We start from the raw sequence: 15976 nt of genomic DNA, 5'->3' as shown, positions 1-15976 counted from the left end.
CTCTGCTATGAAAGTTCGAGCTAAAAATATCTTTACCACCGTTCGTTCTGAGGGGGCTATTCTCCCCACCGACCTGCTTCAGCGGATTGTAGATAACGATAAGGATCTCAAAGGGCTAACCCCAGCCGCCTACCACCTGCTGGAAGGGGAAAAGCTGAATGAGGCCATCAACCGCTCCTGGAGCCGACTGCGCGGAGCCTGGGCCAGCTTTCAGGGGGTGCTAGAAACGCTGCCCGCTACCGATTTGGCTATGAAGGTGACGCGCGATCGCATCCTGCTGCCCCTCTTCCAGGAGTTGGGCTATGGACGGCTGACCACCACCCGCGCAGTTGAAATTGAGGGCAAGGCTTACCCCATCTCCCATCTCTGGCAAAACACACCGATTCATCTGGTGGGGTACCGGGTAGATCTAGACAAGCGCACCGCTGGTGTAGCCGGAGCGTCTCGTAGCAGCCCTCACAGCTTGGTACAAGAGTTTTTGAACCGCTCAGATAATCACCTGTGGGCCTTTGTCTCCAACGGGCGACAGCTGCGAATTTTGCGCGATAACGCTAGCCTCACCCGGCAGGCCTATGTGGAGTTTGACCTGGAAGCGATGATGGCCGGGGAGGTCTACGCCGACTTTGTGCTGTTGTGGCTGCTATGTCACCAGTCGCGGGTGGAAGTGAAACAGCAAGAATCGATAGCCGAGAACCAGGACTCGGGTGCTTCTTCGACTCCCGATTCCCGACTCTCGACTCCCCAAGACTGTTGGTTAGAAAAGTGGTCGAAAACCGCTAACGACCAGGGCAAGAGGGCTCTGGCAGATTTGCGTCAGGGTGTAGAGGAAGCCATCGAAGCATTAGGCCAGGGCTTCTTGACCCATCCGGCCAACCGTAGTCTGCGGCAAAAGCTCCAGGCTGGCGAGCTGGTCACCCAAGACTATTACCGCCAACTGCTGCGGCTAGTCTATCGGCTTCTGTTTCTGTTTGTGGCCGAAGACCGGGAACTACTGCTCGACCCCCATGCAGAACCCGCCGCGAAGGATCGCTATATCCTCTACTACTCCACCGCTCGCTTGCGCACCCTGGCGGAAAAGCGCCGAGGCACTCGTCACAGCGACCTGTTCCATGGCCTGCGCCTAGTAATGGAAAAGCTGGGCAGCGATCAGGGTTGTCTAGCCCTGGCACTACCCGCTCTGGGTAGTTTTCTGTGGTCTACCGAAGCGGTTGCCGATTTGCTGGGGGATGAGTCCTGCCAGATTGCCAATACCGATCTCCTCAGTGCCATCCGTAATCTGGCTTTCCTTACGGATAAGCATGGCCCCCGTCCGGTGGACTACAAGAACCTGCAATCGGAGGAGTTGGGCAGTGTTTACGAGTCTCTGCTAGAGCTACACCCCGAGCTAAACATTAGCACTGGCACCTTTATCCTCAAAACGGCCAGCGGCAATGAACGTAAGACTACCGGCAGTTACTACACTCCTGAAAGTCTGGTGCAATGCCTGCTCGATTCGGCGTTAGATCCGGTAGTGGATGAGGCGATCGCTTCAGCGGTAGCAGCGGACGACCTGGATGCAGAAACCGCCCTGCTCAATCTCAAAATCTGCGACCCCGCTTGCGGTAGTGGTCATTTCTTGATCGCCGCCGCCCACCGACTGGCAAAGCGATTGGCGTTTGTGCGCACGGGCGATGAAGAACCGGCCCCAGAGGCCACCCAGACGGCGCTGCGGGATGTGATTGGCCGCTGCATCTATGGGGTGGATGTAAACCCAATGGCGGTGGAGCTGTGTAAGGTGGCCCTGTGGATGGAGGCGCTGGAGCCTGGGAAGCCGCTGTCGTTTTTAGATCACCACATTCGGTGTGGCAACAGTCTGTTGGGGGCGACTCCGGCGTTGCTGCGTCAGGGCATTCCCGACGAGGCGTTTAAGCCCATTGAGGGGGATGACAGCGCCTATTGTACTAAGTACAGAAAGCAAAATAAGGAAGAGCGCAAGGGGCAACTAAGTCTGCTAACGCCAGACCTGCAACCCTGGGAGCGCTTGGGCGATCTGGCGACGAGCATGGCCCAGTTGGACAACATTTCGGATGATGACTATGCCGGGGTGCAGCGCAAGCGGCAGCAGTATGAGGCAATGGTGCAGTCTACGCCCTATCTATACAGTTGCTTTTGGGCCGATGCCTGGTGTGCGGCGTTTGTGTGGAAAAAGACGAGTGAGTTTCCTTATCCGATCACCGAAGAAGTGTTCCGGCGGATTGAGCGGAACCCCCACAGTGTAGATAGGTGGATGCGGGATGAGGTAGAGCGACTGAGGGATCAGTATCAGTTTTTCCATTGGCATCTAGCGTTTCCGGATGTGTTTCAGGTGAAGAATGGGCAGGCAGGAGTTGAGATCCGCGAATCAGAGGAAGAAGATAACCTTGGCCCTGGTTGGAATGGAGGATTTAATGTGATTCTGGGGAATCCACCATGGGACTCGCTAGAATTTAAAACCGAAGAGTATTTCGCTGGACTTGTGCCAGAAATAACGAATGCCTCGAACAGCTCACAAAGACAAGAGCTAATCGACAAATTAGAAGATAAGCAGCCAGAAATATTTTCACAATACAATTGGGACAGACACTTTCTAGAAAGCGTAAAGTCTTTTATCAAGAAATCTGGCTACTTTCCATACACAGCAACTGGGACAATAAATATTTATGCTCTTTTTTCAGAATTGAGCATGTTTACCACGAAAATAAATGCAAGAGTCGGCATCATTGTTCCAACCAGTATAGCTACAGAATGGACGTACAGAAAATTCTTCAAGAGATTAGCAAGCAACAACCACCTAGTATCATTAATCGACTTTCAGAATAGACGTTCTGATGGCTCAATCTGGTTTAAAGATGTCCACTCCTCTTACAAGTTTTGCCTATTTACACTAGGCAAGAATTTTGACGGTGTAGGAAAACTATGCTTCTTTGCGGAAAATATAAGTGACTTTAAAATTCAAGACAAGACCTTTGAACTTCAGGGACAAGATATTTTGCGTATCAACCCAAATACGCTCACCGTTCCTGTTTTTCGTTTCAGGAGAGATGCGGAGATAACAACTAAAGTCTACAAGCTCATTCCTGCTTTGGTTAGTGAAGATGAGGCTATAGGGCGAAAAAATGATTGGAAAGTCAACCTAAAACAAGGACTTTTCAATATCAGTAGCTCAAGCAAATTCTTCATAACCGAGGAACAGGCAATTTCTAATAGCTGGGAACTGAGAGGCAATACGTTTTTTGAGAACGAAGAGAAAAATTGGCTGCCAGTCTATGAGGACTGGATGATTTTCCATTTCGATCATCGTTATAACTCAAATGATGTGGACGAGGTCACAGAAACGCAGCATCAGAATCCTTATTATTTGCCAAAACCAAGATACTGGATAGACAAAAAAAGAATTATTGAAGAAACACAAAAGTTAAATCAGAAAAAATGGTTTATCACTTTTCGTGACAGAGCGAGAAATACAGATTCTCGAACAGCAATTTTTTCGGTAGTTCCTCTTAGTGGAGTTACTCATCCAGTACCTATCATTGAGTCTCCACTATTTAACTCAAATCTCGCTTGCATTGCTTTAGCAAATTTTAATTCTTATGTATTTGATTATGTTATTCGTCAAAAACTTGTTGGCTATCATTTAACCTTCTATATTGTCAAACAACAGCCTTTCGTCCCAAGAGAAAAATATTCGGATGAGCAAATAGAGTTTATCTTCAAACGAGTCCTTGAGCTAACCTATACAGCCTGCGATCTCCAACCCTTTGCCCAAGACTGCGGCTACGAAGGTCCACCCTTCAAATGGGATGAAGATCGCCGATTCCTGCTCCGCTGTGAACTCGACGCCGCCTACTTCCACCTCTACAGCATCCAGCGCGATGACGTTGACTACATCATGGATACCTTTGCACTAGTCAAACGCAAAGACGAAAAAGCCCACGGCCACTACCGGACCAAAGACACCATCCTCCAAATCTACGATGCCATGGCCACAGCCAGCTGCCAACCCTACCAAACCCTCCTCGACCCACCCCCCGCCGACCCACGCGTAGCGCATCCACCAAGAGATGAAGAATAGGAAGGAGATACAAGATGCAACTATCTCAAGATGAACGTAACCAGTGCGAAGACTTCCTCACCGCTTTTAATCAAATTGAAAGCCACCTACGGCAAATCTTGAAAGAAAGAGAGGAAACAGAATTCAAGCGTTTAATTGATCGATACCTGGACAATCATGCAACATGGCGGAAAGATCGTCAGAAAATACGGAACTGGGCTGACTTGAGAAACATTTTGGTTCATCAAAGGACAGACCCTTACCAGTATTCGGCGATACCTAGTACATTCACTCTGACAGAAGTCAAGAAGTTCCGGGATGCGCTAATCAATCCGCGAAAAGCCATCCCTACTTTCCAAAGGGATGTTGAGTCTTTATCACCCGACAAATCACTTGCCTGGGTTCTGGGAAAAATTAACGACTGCGATTACTCACAATTTCCGGTCTACGAAGGCCAAACCTTTCTTGGTCTACTCACTGAGAACGGAATCACCCGATGGCTGGCTCATCATACTTCCAATGAAACCATAGTAGATTTTGAAGACGAGAAAATTCGAAAAGTGCTGCCGGAAGAAGAAAAACGCTCCAATTACACTTTTGTTTCTCGCGAAACACTTGTCGATGAGATTGTCGAAGAATTTTCAGGAAATTTGTTCCTTGAGGCTGCTCTCATTACCCACAACGGTCGTGAGAATGAAAAACTGTTGGGCATAGCGACCCGGTGGGACATCCTACACCAACTACAGTGATCGAAAACCTGAATCCTTGAGCTTGTAAACCATTGACCTCCTATCAACGAGCTAATCATATGCAAACCCTAAAACTCAGAGCCCACGTCAACCCAGACGGCAGCATTCAGCTCCAAATGCCCGAGCAACTCGCCAACCAAGACATCGAACTCATCCTGGTCTACCAACCCGTAGAGTCCCCCGACTCTACCGATGAACCTCTTCCCCCACAAGAAGACCCTTTAATTGGCCTCTTCTCCGGTTCTCCAGACCTAGCCACCCAAGCCGAAACCATCCTCAAACAAAACATTACCCCCACCTCAGGGTTCACATGGAAGCAGTCCTAGCCGATACCGGCGTTGTCGTCGCCCTAGTCAATCGAACAGATGACAGACATGCCGAAGCCAGCGCCGCCTACCTCCAATTTCCAAAAATCTTGCTACCTCAAGTCGTGCTGGTAGAGGTAGCCTATCTGGTGGGCCGCGACGTTGGTATTCCAACCGTTGTCGCTTTTCTTCAAGGTCTCCCAGCCAGCCGATTTGTCCTGATTCCGGCCACTGATGCCGATATTGCCAGAACAGCACAGATTCTCAGCCAATATGTTGATAGCAAAATTGACTTTGTCGATGCTGTCGTTATGGCCATAGCCGAACGCTTATCTATCGAAACGATTCTGACCATAGATCAACGTGACTTTCGCATCTTCCGCCCCAACCACTGCGATAGCTTCACCCTACTTCCCTAGCCCAGATTAGAACCAGCTACCCTTCTCAACTCAAAGATACGTTAAGTATCTACAGGGGAACACTGATCATTAAACAGAGAAGCAGTATAAGAACATACTCGGCCAGCCCTTTGCAGCAAATCATTGCGATCGCCCATTCATGCAGTCAGAATCATTGATATCGACCAACAACCATTCCTGGATTCTTGCACTTCTGCCTCAACGGCTTCCAGGAGAAGTTAAGAGAGTATTCCAAATTAATAATGGTCAAGGTGTTTTAATAACCCCTCTAGTTAAAGTTCCCTTGTCGGACGGCACTTGGGTGCAGCAGTTTTTTGCAATTGAAAACACCAGTCGCATTAACCAGGGTGATTATTTATCATTTGAGTGGGAAGATCCGGGGCAACGCAGTTATAATCAAAAAAAAGAAAAATATGACGACCCTAAAGCAATATCGCTAGATTCTATCTCTCAAGGAGAAGCGGAATTCCTAGCTGAAGATATCAGAAAGATCCTAGCCAGCGGTCTATGTTCTCAGCTAGAACAACAAGAGAAGGAACTTCAGCGCAAGCTCCGAGAAGTAGATAATCTTGTAGAACAAAGAGTTAAAAATCGCTCAGCAGAACTTGACCGAAACGCACAGAAGCTAGAGCAAAAAGAAGCAGAAATCAAAACCTTAGAAGAGAACTTGGTTGCTAAGCTTGAAGAAAAAGAGACTCAGCTCGCTTTAGAAAAGCAAAAGCAGGAGCAATTTTTTGAACGACGCAAAAAAGAGCTGCAATCTTTTTCTGAATCTGCAAAAATCTTGCGTGAAGAAGCTGAAAAAGTACAGCAAGATATCGAGCGCTATCGTCTGGCTGTACCACAAAAGGTGAATGCCTTAGCAGAACCAGATTTGGGCAGTTCCACCATCCCAGAAGACCTAGCTGAAAAGTGGCAGACTGCATTAGCTAATAACGGACTTATACTTCCTAAGACATTAGCGATCAGCTATCTTGTATCTCTCATCAGTGCTTTTTACTCTGGCAGCTTAGTTCTACTTAACGGCCCAGTAGGGGTTGGTAAAACCAGCATCGTCAAAGCATCAGCTAAACTTCTGGGCGGTCGTAGCAAAGTCATACCAGTTCGTCCAGCCTGGCTAGACCCTACTGATTTACTAGGTTTCTTCGACCCTATCAAAGAGGTCTTTCGCCCCACTCCATTTCTCACTGCTCTCAAAGAAGCTAGAGATTTTCCCAATAACCTTTGGCTAATCTGCTTAGATGAGCTAAACCTGGCAAGAATTGAGAACTATGGCTCAGATCTCCTCTCTGCTTTAGAGTATTCGCGGTCAGCCAATACAGCAAAAGGGGGAATAAAGGAAAAACAAGGTCTCCTCCTTTATTCTGAAGACATAGAGACAGACCTCTGGCAAGAAGCACTTTTCTTAAATGAAAAATCTGAAAAGAGTGACAGAGAGAAACTACGGTTACAACAACTTCAGAACTTACTAAACGATTTTCAATCTAATTTCCACCTGGCCTCAAATACTGCTATCTTAGGTACTCTAAATTCTGATGAAACCACCTATGATTTGAGTCCCAAGGTGATTGATCGTGCTTATGTGGTCAGCTATTCGGCAGCTGACCTAGCCTTACCACTTGCTTCAGATTTATTCTCTAAGAATTCAGAATTACTTGAGCCATTGAACTTATCCGTCCCTACACTAGTTAATAAAATTGATCAGCTACTGAGCTTATCCTCTAATCCCGAAAATGCCAATCAGCTTGAGATGAAAGATGTAACCGAAGGACTGAACATAGGCTGGGAAAGAGTCCTACAATGGAACAAGCTATTTTCCGAACTCGGAATTCCCTTAGGTCACAGAGCTAGTCGAGACTTTAGAGTAATGTATGCAGTCTGTTATCTCCTTGGCCTTTCTTCTCAAGATTGTTTAGGCCATTTTCTATTTATCAAGCTGCTTCCACGGATTTCCTTTTTCAAAGACTCAAACAAACAAGAGCTATTTGATCAGTTGCTAAATGCCCTTGACAAAGACCTTAAAGCACTCGGGACAAATTTGGAAAGCTACGATCCTGGTGACGTATTAACCCAGCTCCAAGCTCAAGTTGACGACAGCAGGCGGCAGTATGTTCGATATTGGGTACGCACATGATTTACCCAAGCATTTTCTTTGTAGACGCCTCAGGCCATCTATTTCCCCTAGACGAAGACGGGGTACCTTTCGTCAAACAGTTCAAAAAACGGTGGTATATCAAGCTGGATGGCCCTTGGTCAGGTGGCGTCGCTTTAGAAGCTTCATCCCCTTTCCCGTTGCACTCTATATCCAACAGCCATCTTTGGGAGCCCACCAAAGAATTGAGTCGCGATATAGTTCGCCGTTCAGGCGAAATTACAGCAGTTTTGACCGTTCTCAACGGTTCAGTTGTGAAGGATTCTCCTAAAGCATCGCTGAGAATACAACCGGCGAACATAACCGAGCAACAGATGAATAAAATGATTGCCGATATCGGAATCATGGCCCTAACGACTGCCTGTTGCGTTACGAGATCGGTGCCCATTCCACTAGGCGAAGGCTCTGGAGTAGAAAGCCTAGGACAGCAGTGGGCCGCTGGCGAAGGTGTTCTTGCAACAGCTACAGCCTTACTTGACCTGGCCGATATCGTAAGAAATTCCTGGTCCGACCTAGAAAAGCGGCCTCTCAAAAGCTTTATCGTAGAATCAGGCTCCGTAGACATTGAACGTGTGAACCCCTCACCCCAACTGCTGGTACGAAAGCTGGTAAATCCCTCCAAACGCCGCATCTTTGGCATAAAACGCTCAGAATCAACCCAATGTCCCGAAAATGAGTTTTTGTGCCATGTCCTTGACTACTATCTGCGAGATTTAGCCAGAGGTTTAGCAGATAGCCTCGGCTCCCTAGCTATTGAAGACATCAGTGAAAAATTCGTTCCCAAGATAAACAAGAAGAGAAATGATCATGAGTTTAGAGATTTCATCGAGAATTCTCGTAGAAAAATTCGCGATACTAACGCCCGTAGCGCAATATTAAGGCAACAGATTACTTCCGTCTTAAATAGGCTTAGAAACTGCGAAGCATGGGCTAGGCAAGCCAGACAGGCTAATTTTCTTAAAGATGTTAGAACACCATCTATACCTTCTCTAACATCCCTTAGACTTACAGAGTCACCCACCTATGGTCCCATTTATACAAAATTTTCTGAAGTAATGGGAGATGCTTTAAAACCACTCCATAAAGTCCTACATCTCATCGAAAATATGTTTCAGGGCAAGGTCAAGCCGACCTGGGAACTCTACGAAATTTGGTGCTTTGTAAAGCTGTATAGTGGCTTCATTCTTTGCACGACCTTAAAACCCGAAGCTAGTGAACCTGACTTATTTCAATGCTTATCTTTAGGTAAAGATGGCTCTATTCTCTTACCTAAGGAACGCGAGTTTAAGCTGACATCTAGAATTGAAAACCACACTAACTTAGAAATCACTTTAATCTATGAGCCAAATCTGACTAATCGAAAAGGGGAAAAACGAACTCCAGATATATGTATTGAAACGAAAATTGGGTTTGATCCATTCAGAAAATACTTTTTTGATGCAAAGTATCGAAATTATAGACAGCAAGGTTCTGATACTTTGATAGATGATGTCCTTCATACGGCCAGAGATAAATATCAGGATGAACTTGAAGCAGTAGCCTGTTTCATTCTCCACTCCGACTCAGAAGTTGATTACTGGGGAGAGGTACCATTTGACCGATTCTTACAGGAAAGTACTCCTGATGAACTTGACGAACTGGAATGGCCTGGACATGAGTATGGAGCCATATCCTTTGTCCCTGGACTCAATGAGGATAGTCAGCTTCGCAAAATTTGTAGATTGCTATTTCAGTATCATGACAGTTCTCTGTCTACCGTTTGTCTATCCTGCGGCTGCCGGTTAAGAGCTGGTGAACACTTACACGCTACCTGGATGCCAGATCGGATATCTGAAGAAGATTTAATTTATAGAGTTATAAATAGCCTTGGCAACTCCGGCAGCAGCACAGGTGTTTATTGTTCCTGCCCTAATTGTGGGGATTTCTGGGTCATACAAAGTTGTTATGGCGCGAGCCATCCGCTCTTGAAATTCCATGGCTGTTTCCATAGGAATTCTGACCATCCTGAGTTTAAGGATAAGTGGATGTACATCTGTCCTGAATGTGGAAGCGATCCTTCATTAGAGGAGTTGCGACAGAAGAGAGCTATGCAAATGGATATAGCTGATTTCTAGTAAGCCAAAGCTTGATTTTTTATTTTTGTGACAGCAACCCAACATCAAGAATATTTCTGCCCAATCTTCTGTGTGTTAACAGACGTCAACTTGGGAGATAACGGTGATAGACTAAGTCTTTCACTATGTTCGTCGGGCATGCCAGTAACCTGATTGGCTTAATCAATAGAGACTCAAAGCTCCATCATCTTGCAAATTCTGAGTGATGAATAATCTATGCTTCCTGCAATAGATTTAGGCTTTTGAAAAATATTTAACCAGCATTTTCATTAATTCGTCAGGCCGACACCGTAGAGGACGCTCAGGCGTAGGAGCTGGCATGAAGTCAGTCCACTCAAAGATTTCGGCAAAGCCGCACATATGCATCTGCTGAAGCATCGCCTGAATCGCCTCCCGAGACCCGATCGCCAAGAGCTTCACCGGCTCTCGGTCGGGCCTGGGGTAGTTGCTTAGCTTCTGTCTAATCTCAACACTTACCAAAAGGTCGTGTTCTATACCGCCAACCTCTGAACCAACAAACCCTTGGGGAACCAACATGATGTGAACCTCAAAATATCCTACCGCCATCATAGTGTCCATATATGTGTGCGTCAACATATATGGGTTCGCTTGCCTAGCCCTCCTCTGAAATGATGAGGATATGGGAAAGGCAGGCTACGTTCTCAAGCAGGTGCTGGAGCAATACGGCATCACTCAATATCGATTCGCGGCAACCATGGGCGTTGGCCGCAATAGCGTTTACCGCTGGTGCAGCGGCAAGATTGACCCCACAGGCGACACCATTCTGGACATCGTCCGCGTCCTCAAAACAATGAGCCCGGAAGCCGCAGAGGCTTTTGTCAATGAATACATCGGCAGCGAATTAGACGAATAGCAGGCCATTAGCCGCTCAACCCTAGCGCTCCAGGTTCCTGGTGCGAGGCGGCATCCGCTGCGATTGCCCCATCTGGAGCGCTTGAATCGCCTGCACCTGGGCCACCGTCCCTCGGGCATACTGCTCTACAGTCTGAAGTGACGTGCCCTGAACATCCTGCTGAAAACGAGAGTACGGCCCCTGAAGTAAGAGCGCCGCGACGCCATCTCCCGATTCCCCTACACCCAGTGCCGCCGCCGTCACCTTCTGGTCGAGTTGAATCGCCGACAGATCACTGCTCACATTGTCTCGATAGAGGTCTGAATAGCTCTGAGTTTTCCCCGTTACCGAGCAGGCATACTCCAGGTAGCGTTGCTGCTGAAGACTGTCCACGGTCTGCTGGGCGTACTGGAGCAGTTTGGGCAACGCTGCTTGCTTCTCCTCGTCAGACAATCCCAAAATCTGCTGCTGGGTAAACGGCCCCTGGGCCAAGAGCTGGATGACCTGTCGCGGTGACTTGCCGGTCTGTAACGCGGCTCTAGCTACTTCCTGATCTAATCCCTGCGCTACTACCGAATTATCGCTATAGCGGGTGTAGAGGCTCTCGTAGTCCTTGGCATCTTTGAGCGAAGCCTTGGCCAGCGCTAGGTATTGCTGGCGCATCAATCGCCCTTTCTCGGTCTCTGGCTCCTTCAGCAACTGTGGCTCACTCATAGGGCGTCCGTGAACTCATCAAGCAAGTCAGCCGCCGGAGCCGAAACGGTCACGGGCTGTACCAGTGCAGTATCTGCCTCTGCTGATAGATTCTCCGCATCAGGCGTGCCTACCAATTCGGTGCTACCGGATCGAGCCATCCCCAAATCAAATTCCTCGCGTAGGTGCTGAATCTGGGCTTCCATCTGCCAGATCGATTGCTGGGCCAGATCGCGTAACTCCGCCTCGGAGTGATTTCCCGATTGCCGGTAAGCGAAGGGCAGCCAGAAGGCACGGGTAGCGGTAGCGGCTTTCTCTTTGCCGTTGTAGGTCTCGTGTATCAGCCAAGAGTAGGTGATGCCGTTGGGAGAGGTGCGATCGGGCTCAAAAATGAAGCGAACCCTAGACTTTTTATCAGGGTTGGCAGGATCTGGGCTTGGGGAAGGGCTTCGTCCTCGGGGCATGGGTAAAAACTAGGCCAATATAGGCTTCTCAAACTTTGTCAGCATCTTGCAAGGTGAACGACCACCAACAGCAGCCTTTCTTTCATATTCTACACTGGCAAGTCTTTCAATGCTGATTTGATGCCAGACATCTATCTAGGCAAAGCAGCATTACTGAGTATCCGAGGATCTAAAAACCATCAAAACGCCTTCTAGTCAAGCCTTAAAGCCTTGCCGACAGAGGGAACGCATATCTCTTTTGTAAAGTTTGGTAAATTAATCAGCACATAGTCAGCTTTTCTCGGATGGCTCACCGTAGAATCGGTTCATCAGGTTTGGTGAGGCCAGCGATTTTAGCTATTTGGAATCGATTTTGGGGCTCTCACATAGTGCGCTACCTTCACTTTGGCATCGTTATGCCCTGATATTGTGGAGCCATTCTGATGGATCACTCCCAACCTATTCAAGACGTGGTCTTTGAACAACTTGTTCAAAAGTTAGAAGAAGCAACTGCCGAAATTCGAGCCCTACAGTCTGAAAGTCATCTCATACGAGGTGATATTCGAGAACTGCATGAGAGGTTGGGAGATAAACCTCAATCTGGTAAGGTATTGTCTCTCAAAGATGCGTGGCCGTTACTCGGCTATAGAAACTATGGTCAATGTCTATACATGATACGATGTGGCCATTACCGCAGCGGTATAGAAGCAATTGATAGGCGTGCCCCTGGTACAACAAAGGCCAGTTGGTACTTGAATATTGATGCCTGCAATAAACGAGATTTAGTTGCTCCACATAAAAGACAACCTGGCAAAGTAGTATCCTAGGGGCTATTCTCCAAGATTGTTATTCTTCAAAGCTTCAAAATATGCCTGTGCAGCCCTTACTTTACTAATATGCTTTTGATAGGTGCCCAGATTCAGGGTGGCTGAATGTCCAGCCATTTGGGCGGCAACAGCGGTAGGTAACCCTAAATCAAGTGCTGCCCTTATGTTCCAGGCATGGCGCAAGTCATAAGGTCTAAACGGAATTTTGTATCGCCCGAATTGAGTAGACGTGCGATCGCCATAGTCTTTGTTAAGACGAGCAGTAATCTTTGGTTTTTCTATATTCATCAGATCCCAGCGTTCAACCCATGAGAGCGGGAGTGGAAAAACTTCTCGGTTACCTGTCTTCGTTGCATCTGGAACGAGTGCAATAGGCCATGACTCGCCCTCGTACTCTTTATATACAATTTCACACAAAAATGCTTCGTGATCCCGTAACCCGTAGGTTGCCATAGTTCCTGCAATCCACTGCCAGCCCCGGTTATTGATGTTGTCTATTGCCGCAATAATCTGATCGTCAGGTGGAATATTACGAACCACTTTATTTAAGCTATAGTTACCCTGCTTCGACCTAAGATTGCACCCGATACCAGCAAAGTCAGCTAGCCGTTGCAATTTCTGGCAACCAATCTGCAAACTCCGACTGTTGGGCTTCCACCTCAGAGTAGTCTGCTCAAGTAGGTCTGCTGTGAGTTTGCGTTCTGGAGTAAGCCATTTAAATGCCGGATACCAAAATTGTTCCTTCCAACTGAGGGCAATCGCATCCTTGTCACCCGTCTGGGACTTTAACCAGTCTTGGCGGAATCTCTCGATCCAATAGCCACAAGTCTCTTTGCTACGATCAACCTCCTGAGCAACCACGTCCCATTCAAATCGCTTCTGGTCAAGTAGCCCACCGATGCGCTTTGCCTCAGACTCTGCAAATTTCAACCCTGTAGGGTTAGCGTAAACGTCCAGGCTGAGATACTGCTGATAGGGCTTTTGTCGCTTACTACCAGGCTTAGGAGGTAACACTGCTCGCAAGCTCAGCTTTTCCTGACGGGCACCTCGGGCGTAAACACGAACACCAATCTTGGCAGCCTTCAACCGTTCATTGATAGCTTCAATCGTCAGCGATTTTTGGGGCATCACATGACCTGCCGTGAACTAAACGTGAACTATTTTTATTCCGTTGTGTACAATTCTCTCTGCTGTCTCATATTAGAGCACCCGGCTGTAACTCAGCCATACCAGCTATTCTAGCCTATACGCAGGATTGGAGGGAGCTACGAAATCTCGATGCTGACCTGTCTTACAAGCAGGATGTCACTGGTTCGAGTCCAGTATCGCCCATATAGGTGTTGAACCGTTGTCCTCACTGCGGCAGCGAGGTCGAGCGTGCCCGCCAACAACTCAAAGCCGTCTATGAGCGGATTGAACTGCCCCCAGTTCGGCCTCAGGTGACCCGTGTCGAGCGCTACGGTGGGCAATGTACGTGCTGTCAGCAGAGCTATGAAGCCCCTGTGCCGGTCGGGTTAGAGCCTGGGTCGCCCTTTGGACAGAGTATCGCCAGCGTGGTGACGTATTTGAGGTACCACCATGCGGTGAGCTACCAGCGGCTCAGCCAACTGATGGGGGATCTGTACGGGGTCACGATCTCCGAAGGAGCAATTGCAAATCTGCTTCAGCGGGTCCAAACCCAGCTTGCAGCCCCAGTGGCGCGGATTGTCGAGCGTCTGCGGAGCGCTCGTCTGGTGTGCAGCGATGAAACCAGTGCCCGGCTCAACGGCCAGAACCAGTGGGAGTGGGTGTTCCAGAATGAGCAGGTGTGCCTGCATGTGATTCGTCCCAGTCGGGGCAAAGTCGTCATTGACGAGACGATGGCAGGCCATCGCCCTGAGGTCTGGGTCTCCGATTTGTTCAGTGCTCAAAAGGCCCATTCCGCCCAGCGTTGGCAAGTGTGTCTGGCCCATCAACTGAGGGATTGTCAGTATGCTATTGACGCCGGTGATGACCTCTTTGCCCCTCGGATGAAGCGCCTGTTATTGCGTGCCATTGCCCTAAACCGACGACGACAGACGTTGGCGGAATCAACGGTTCAGCAGCACCGGTCTCGATGTCGAGGCAGCCTGCGGGAGATCTTGAATTTGAACCCCAAGTCTGCCGAGGGACAGCGATTGCTCAAGCGCTACCAAAAGATCCCAGAACATCTGCTGCTGTTCCTCGACGATGAGACGGTGCCGCCGACCAATAACTCCAGTGAACAGGCGCTGCGGTGGAGTGTGGTCTTTCGCAAGGTCACCCATGGCTTTCGCTCCGACTGGGGTGCAGAGTTGTTCGCCCAGGTGCGCTCGCTGGTCAACACGGCTCGGCGGCAGGGCATCTCCGCCTTTGAGGCCATCTCCCGTGCCCTTACCTCACAGCAGGCTGATTGGCTACTGAGTTGAGCAATTACTCAAAAAGACTGTCTTACGAGACAGCTCTATAGGATAGCTCCAAAACCCGGAAACATAGAATCTATGTTCGCCCTGGTTGATACCCAGAGAAAGTTTGTCGCTCCTCAGCCATGCTCCATTACATTTTGGTAGCAACCCTTAACAAAGCGTTTTAGTTGCAACTACCAAGACCCTGTTTGTAGCACCATTAGAATAGCCATTTTCACCTGACTTCTCTGCATCAATTTTATTTGGTAAGAGAACCATGGGCGAGATTATCAACGCACTTGCAAATACCCCGATCCCGACCGTTTTAATTTTTGCTGGGTTGTTTTTTATTCTCCTGACCTTCGTTAGCAAAGTGGGTGGTGTTCTTGAGGTACAGCCTGCTCAGCAAAAGTGGTCTGCACCTATCGGCATTGCCCTGCTTGTCTTGGGTCTCATTCTTGCCCTCAATACAGTACCTGCTGATCCTTCTACCCGCGATGTTAAACCTGTCCCCGACGCTACGCCAAGTCCCACGGAGCCTAGCCTTAGCGGCTGTGCCACCTTTTTCGCAGAAAATGCCGTTCTGTCCTGGAAGATCACGGATAACGGGAGCCCAGGTAATTTTGGCACTCTGACCATTGTGGACGTGAATTCTGAAACGGGTGCTTGGATAGGGGATCAAATCACTGAGTCCAAGGGTAACGTGAAGATCCGCGTTTCAGGTCGGTTGGACGAAGCAGAGGTGACCTTGAATCACCCCAATGGAGCTGAAACTTGGCTGGGTAACTGTGGCGATCGCACCATTGAAGGCACGATTGAAACCACTTATCCATCGCAACTAACGTTTGCAATCAGTAGGTCGTAGCCAGGCCAATCTAATTTCAAGGTTTAGTCAACCCGATCCGGAATCGTCCAGACCCAGGCTGAAAGTCCAGTCATGCGTTGCGAGT

At 48.4% G+C, this 15976-nt stretch carries 14 protein-coding genes; 10 read left to right on the top strand and 4 right to left on the bottom strand.

Going from position 1 to position 15976, the window contains the following annotated elements:
• Positions 1–7 precede the first annotated feature (7 nt).
• The 6 genes from AC0QKW_RS01490 (at position 8) to AC0QKW_RS01465 (ending at position 9808) form a co-directional block, all read left to right on the top strand.
• Positions 8–4090: an Eco57I restriction-modification methylase domain-containing protein gene (locus AC0QKW_RS01490; protein ID WP_473149293.1), complete on the top strand. Its 4083-nt coding sequence runs from the start codon at positions 8–10 to the stop codon at positions 4088–4090.
• Between the two features lie 14 nt (positions 4091–4104).
• Entirely contained in the window at positions 4105–4818 is a 714-nt protein-coding gene (locus tag AC0QKW_RS01485) for a CBS domain-containing protein (RefSeq protein ID WP_473149292.1), read from the top strand.
• 59 nt (positions 4819–4877) lie between these two features.
• Positions 4878–5144: a hypothetical protein gene (locus AC0QKW_RS01480; RefSeq protein WP_473149291.1), complete on the top strand. Its 267-nt coding sequence runs from the start codon at positions 4878–4880 to the stop codon at positions 5142–5144.
• Complete coding sequence (locus tag AC0QKW_RS01475) at positions 5129–5542, top strand: type II toxin-antitoxin system VapC family toxin (RefSeq protein ID WP_473149290.1); 414 nt, start codon at positions 5129–5131, stop codon at positions 5540–5542. The genes AC0QKW_RS01480 and AC0QKW_RS01475 overlap by 16 nt, the downstream gene beginning before the upstream one ends.
• A gap of 139 nt (positions 5543–5681) precedes the next feature.
• Entirely contained in the window at positions 5682–7676 is a 1995-nt protein-coding gene (locus AC0QKW_RS01470; protein ID WP_473149289.1) for an AAA family ATPase, read from the top strand.
• Positions 7673–9808: a nuclease domain-containing protein gene (locus AC0QKW_RS01465; protein ID WP_473149288.1), complete on the top strand. Its 2136-nt coding sequence runs from the start codon at positions 7673–7675 to the stop codon at positions 9806–9808. Before AC0QKW_RS01470 ends, AC0QKW_RS01465 begins: the two co-directional genes overlap by 4 nt.
• Before the next feature lie 234 nt (positions 9809–10042).
• Here the strand turns inward: AC0QKW_RS01465 and AC0QKW_RS01460 are convergent, their stop codons facing one another.
• Entirely contained in the window at positions 10043–10378 is a 336-nt protein-coding gene (locus AC0QKW_RS01460) for a hypothetical protein (RefSeq protein ID WP_473149287.1), read from the bottom strand.
• Positions 10379–10448: 70 nt separating this feature from the next.
• Here AC0QKW_RS01460 and AC0QKW_RS01455 point away from each other — a divergent pair, with 70 nt between their 5' ends.
• Positions 10449–10682 (top strand): helix-turn-helix domain-containing protein, encoded by a 234-nt coding sequence (locus AC0QKW_RS01455; RefSeq protein ID WP_473149286.1) that lies wholly within the window; start codon positions 10449–10451, stop codon positions 10680–10682.
• A gap of 21 nt (positions 10683–10703) precedes the next feature.
• On the opposite strand, the gene AC0QKW_RS01450 is transcribed toward AC0QKW_RS01455, so the two are convergent.
• Entirely contained in the window at positions 10704–11375 is a 672-nt protein-coding gene (locus AC0QKW_RS01450; RefSeq protein ID WP_473149285.1) for a hypothetical protein, read from the bottom strand.
• A complete protein-coding gene (locus AC0QKW_RS01445; RefSeq protein WP_473149284.1) occupies positions 11372–11818 on the bottom strand; it encodes a hypothetical protein in 447 nt (148 codons plus the stop codon). The genes AC0QKW_RS01450 and AC0QKW_RS01445 overlap by 4 nt, the downstream gene beginning before the upstream one ends.
• 422 nt (positions 11819–12240) lie before the next feature.
• Here AC0QKW_RS01445 and AC0QKW_RS01440 point away from each other — a divergent pair, with 422 nt between their 5' ends.
• Positions 12241–12624, top strand: coding sequence for a hypothetical protein (locus tag AC0QKW_RS01440; protein WP_473149283.1), 384 nt, complete (start codon positions 12241–12243; stop codon positions 12622–12624).
• Between the two features lie 3 nt (positions 12625–12627).
• Here AC0QKW_RS01440 and AC0QKW_RS01435 read toward each other — a convergent pair whose 3' ends face one another.
• Entirely contained in the window at positions 12628–13752 is a 1125-nt protein-coding gene (locus AC0QKW_RS01435; protein WP_473149282.1) for a site-specific integrase, read from the bottom strand.
• A gap of 212 nt (positions 13753–13964) precedes the next feature.
• Between AC0QKW_RS01435 and tnpC the strand changes: the two genes are divergently transcribed.
• A complete protein-coding gene (gene tnpC, locus AC0QKW_RS01430) occupies positions 13965–15050 on the top strand; it encodes an IS66 family transposase (protein ID WP_473149281.1) in 1086 nt (361 codons plus the stop codon).
• 253 nt (positions 15051–15303) lie between these two features.
• The gene (locus AC0QKW_RS01425) at positions 15304–15891 is read left to right on the top strand and encodes a hypothetical protein (RefSeq protein WP_473149280.1); all 588 of its coding nucleotides are present in this window, start codon (positions 15304–15306) and stop codon (positions 15889–15891) included.
• Positions 15892–15976: the final 85 nt, after the last annotated feature.

This window comes from Pseudanabaena sp. PCC 9330 (genome assembly GCF_055795045.1).
This window is presented reverse-complemented; position numbering and strand designations above follow the sequence as displayed.

Excerpts from the sequence above, each read along its gene's own strand:
- AC0QKW_RS01490 (WP_473149293.1), top strand. The coding sequence starts at position 8 with ATGAAAGTTCGAGCTAAAAATATCTTTACCACCGTTCGTTCTGAGGGG.
- AC0QKW_RS01470 (WP_473149289.1), top strand. The coding sequence starts at position 5,682 with ATGCAGTCAGAATCATTGATATCGACCAACAACCATTCCTGGATTCTT.
- AC0QKW_RS01485 (WP_473149292.1), top strand. The coding sequence starts at position 4,105 with ATGCAACTATCTCAAGATGAACGTAACCAGTGCGAAGACTTCCTCACC.
- AC0QKW_RS01450 (WP_473149285.1), bottom strand. The coding sequence starts at position 11,375 with ATGAGTGAGCCACAGTTGCTGAAGGAGCCAGAGACCGAGAAAGGGCGA.
- AC0QKW_RS01480 (WP_473149291.1), top strand. The coding sequence starts at position 4,878 with ATGCAAACCCTAAAACTCAGAGCCCACGTCAACCCAGACGGCAGCATT.
- AC0QKW_RS01445 (WP_473149284.1), bottom strand. The coding sequence starts at position 11,818 with ATGCCCCGAGGACGAAGCCCTTCCCCAAGCCCAGATCCTGCCAACCCT.
- AC0QKW_RS01475 (WP_473149290.1), top strand. The coding sequence starts at position 5,129 with ATGGAAGCAGTCCTAGCCGATACCGGCGTTGTCGTCGCCCTAGTCAAT.
- AC0QKW_RS01425 (WP_473149280.1), top strand. The coding sequence starts at position 15,304 with ATGGGCGAGATTATCAACGCACTTGCAAATACCCCGATCCCGACCGTT.
- AC0QKW_RS01455 (WP_473149286.1), top strand. The coding sequence starts at position 10,449 with ATGGGAAAGGCAGGCTACGTTCTCAAGCAGGTGCTGGAGCAATACGGC.
- AC0QKW_RS01460 (WP_473149287.1), bottom strand. The coding sequence starts at position 10,378 with ATGATGGCGGTAGGATATTTTGAGGTTCACATCATGTTGGTTCCCCAA.
- AC0QKW_RS01465 (WP_473149288.1), top strand. The coding sequence starts at position 7,673 with ATGATTTACCCAAGCATTTTCTTTGTAGACGCCTCAGGCCATCTATTT.
- AC0QKW_RS01440 (WP_473149283.1), top strand. The coding sequence starts at position 12,241 with ATGGATCACTCCCAACCTATTCAAGACGTGGTCTTTGAACAACTTGTT.
- AC0QKW_RS01435 (WP_473149282.1), bottom strand. The coding sequence starts at position 13,752 with ATGCCCCAAAAATCGCTGACGATTGAAGCTATCAATGAACGGTTGAAG.